At 40.0% G+C, this 2,793-nt stretch carries 5 protein-coding genes; 2 read left to right on the plus strand and 3 right to left on the minus strand.

Annotated features, from left to right (window positions below):
• Nucleotides 1-180, plus strand: a 180-nt coding sequence (locus tag HP456_RS22340; protein WP_281358117.1) for a YkyB family protein, incomplete at its 5' end; no start/stop codon positions are given.
• Between the two features lie 94 nt (nt 181-274).
• Here HP456_RS22340 and HP456_RS22345 read toward each other — a convergent pair.
• Nucleotides 275-1,177 (minus strand): chemotaxis protein, encoded by a 903-nt coding sequence (locus HP456_RS22345; protein WP_172255193.1) that lies wholly within the window; start codon nt 1,175-1,177, stop codon nt 275-277.
• 162 nt (nt 1,178-1,339) lie between these two features.
• On the opposite strand from HP456_RS22345, the gene HP456_RS22350 reads away from it, so the two are divergent.
• Nucleotides 1,340-1,540, plus strand: a complete 201-nt coding sequence (locus HP456_RS22350) for a hypothetical protein (protein WP_172255195.1) — start codon at nt 1,340-1,342, stop codon at nt 1,538-1,540.
• Between the two features lie 62 nt (nt 1,541-1,602).
• On the opposite strand, the gene queE is transcribed toward HP456_RS22350, so the two are convergent.
• Together queE and queD are read right to left on the minus strand one after the other, a co-directional pair.
• The gene (gene queE / locus HP456_RS22355) at nt 1,603-2,325 is read right to left on the minus strand and encodes a 7-carboxy-7-deazaguanine synthase QueE (RefSeq protein WP_172255197.1); all 723 of its coding nucleotides are present in this window, start codon (nt 2,323-2,325) and stop codon (nt 1,603-1,605) included.
• The gene (queD, locus tag HP456_RS22360) at nt 2,322-2,759 is read right to left on the minus strand and encodes a 6-carboxytetrahydropterin synthase QueD (protein ID WP_172255199.1); all 438 of its coding nucleotides are present in this window, start codon (nt 2,757-2,759) and stop codon (nt 2,322-2,324) included. Before queD ends, queE begins: the two co-directional genes overlap by 4 nt.
• Between the last annotated feature and the right edge of the window lie 34 nt (nt 2,760-2,793).

The following is a 2,793-nucleotide window of genomic DNA, read 5'->3' on the forward strand; positions in this document are numbered from 1 at the left end:
CCCCACCTGGGAAGTCTCGATCAATCTCAGAGAAATCCGAGATGTAAAATGGGACTTCAGCAGGGAAAGGGAATTTTAGAGGAATACACCGGAATGTCCGATTCAGATGATCATAATAAACAGGGAAAGCAAGGTTATCAGAAACCTGTATTCAAAAAGCTGGGAGACAGCTTCTTTTAATACCCCGTTAATTTAGTGCATTAACGCGAAATTCCTTTAAAGGGTTGAAAATGGCTGTATGATTCTGACATCATACGGCCATTTTTCATTTGAACTACAGGATGAATTGATCAATCTTCTTAATTAACTCAGCTATTTCAGGCTTGCTTATTTGAGCCTCTGCACCAACCATTTCGCCTTTATGCCGCAAATCGTTTGTAATCAGTGAAGAAAAAATAATGACGGGAAGCTTCTCCAGTACCGGATGACTTTTAATTCTTTTGGTTAGATGATGCCCATCCATCTGCGGCATTTCAATATCTGTAATGACCAGACCAACGGATTCTTCCATCTGCCCTGATTCACTTATCAATGATTCAAGATAATGCAATGCATCACTCCCATTTTCAAAAAACTCAACCGACTCATAGCCTGCTTCAGATAATGTGTCATTGAGAAGCTTACGAAGAAGTGGTGAATCTTCAGCTGCAACAATTTTCTTGTTGCTTCGTTCCCTAAGTCCAAGCTTTTTCACTTTATCGATGTTTATGCCTGATTCTGGATTGATCTCAACCATGATGCTTTCAAAGTCCACCATTAAAATCATCGATTCTTCGCGCTTCACCACTCCGATGATTCCAGATTTTATACCAGAGTACATTTCAGAGGGCTTTTCGATTTGGTTCCATGAAATACGGTGAATCTGTGTAACATTATGTACATGGAAGACAACTTTTTGCTGATTGAATTCAGAAACGATAAATTTTGACTGCGGTGTCTCTTTTTCTTCAAGCCCGAGAACCTTCGCCATATCCACCACTGGGAGCACTTCCCCCCTTAATTGGATCAGTCCCTTTACATGCGGATGAGAATGTGGAATGGGTATGATTGTAGTTGGTTGGATGATTTCTTTGACCTTAATAACATTTATTCCGAATCTATTATTTTGAACTTCGAATTCAACCATTTCAAGTTCATTTGTCCCGCTTTCAAGCAATATCCCTTTTAGATCATTCATTTATATACGCCCTTCCATTCAATAATGCATTTTTCATGCGGTCATAAATACCTTACATATTTTATATCGAACAAAACCTTCACTTGTTTACATATAAATGATGTGAAATCCAAAACATACTTCTATAGTGAGTCAGCAAACTATAGTTAGGAGGTGTTTAAAGTGCCCGAAAGACGAGATGCAGAGAATCGAAGGATTCTTGATTTTGAAGAAATAAATGGTCACATTTTACCTGCGCAGTATCCAACCCCGCTTCTTGCAATTGGCAAGAATAAAGAGGGGAAAGATGATTTTGATGATATGTTTTATGTGGAAGGGAAAATCGGCATTGACCGTGATCAAGATGAGAATTCAAGAAAATAAAGGATTGATTTATCAAAAAAGCGATTGGCAATAGAATCCAATCGCTTTTTTTCTCTATTCATTTACACACCCCGCTTATTTCCCCAAACAAGCGTATGCAGCTGCGGAAGAACGCGGACTTGATTTAATTCTGCATCAAGTGATATCTTATCAATCAATATCTCATAATCATTCAGTAGATCTGATACCAATTTATTTGTGTTTTCTTCCATTACTTCAGGATTTCCAGTCTGAATATAGAAAGGAACTTTCGGATAACGGTGATGGACAACCTTAGCGTATTGCAGGTCGTCGTCGTTGAAGACAACCACTTTCAAACTGATTTTGGACTCATTCTCGATTAAATTCTGAATGATGGCGTCCAATTTTTCAAAATCAGTGTTCATATTGGAACTTGGCGGTTTTGGCGAGATGGTCAAATCATCGATGTCATAAAACCATTCCTGCCATCTGCTTCCTTGTGTTTCAAGTGCAGACTGTATGTTTTTCTCCTTAAAGATGCTCAGAAGCCCACTCAAACTTGAAAGGAGGGCAGGATTCCCCCCTGAAATCGTCACATGAGAAAAACGCTCCCCGCCTATTTCGCTCAGTTCATTCCAAATTTCTTCAGCTGTCATGAGCCTGACATCATCTTTCGCAGAGCCATCCCATGTAAATGCTGAATCGCACCAGGCACAACTATAATCACAGCCTGCGGTTCTTACAAACATCGTTTTTTGCCCGATGACCATTCCTTCACCTTGAATCGTGGGTCCGAATATCTCTAAAACAGGGATTTTATTCATGATTTCATCCCCTTTTTAGGTCTGTAGATTACATAGGATGTGGGGGTTTCCCTTAGGAAAACCTGCAGGCATTGAGGCCGGTGCTTCAACGTTTCCAAGTGCTCCTGAACAATTTCACACACTGCTTTAGCGACCACTTCAGTAGTAGGGAACCTCATTGGATCTTTATCCGAAAAGCGGCTGTCATCATTTAATAGACTGTGGTCGAACCGCTTATGAATCAGCTTCTTGATCTGCTGGAAGTTTATGAGGAAACCGGATTCATCCAGTTCATTCCCCGCGATGGTGATGTTGGCAAAGTAGGTGTGACCATGTACCTTCTGACAATCTCCTGCTTCTTCGTGCGGTATATAATGAGCAGAAGCGAAATGCATGTCTTTATTCAATTCAAATTCATATTCGTGTTGAGGAGTCGGATAAATTTGCTGAAGCATTATTCATCTCCTCCTTTTTTACTCTGTAGATATT

The organism is Bacillus haikouensis, assembly GCF_013179555.1.
Classification (GTDB): domain Bacteria; phylum Bacillota; class Bacilli; order Bacillales; family Bacillaceae_B; genus Rossellomorea; species Rossellomorea haikouensis_A.

What these genes read in the sequence shown, in the direction of transcription:
- HP456_RS22345 (WP_172255193.1), bottom strand. Translation starts at nt 1,177, where the DNA reads ATGAATGATCTAAAAGGGATATTGCTTGAAAGCGGGACAAATGAACTT.
- queE (WP_172255197.1), bottom strand. Translation starts at nt 2,325, where the DNA reads ATGAATAAAATCCCTGTTTTAGAGATATTCGGACCCACGATTCAAGGT.
- queD (WP_172255199.1), bottom strand. Translation starts at nt 2,759, where the DNA reads ATGCTTCAGCAAATTTATCCGACTCCTCAACACGAATATGAATTTGAA.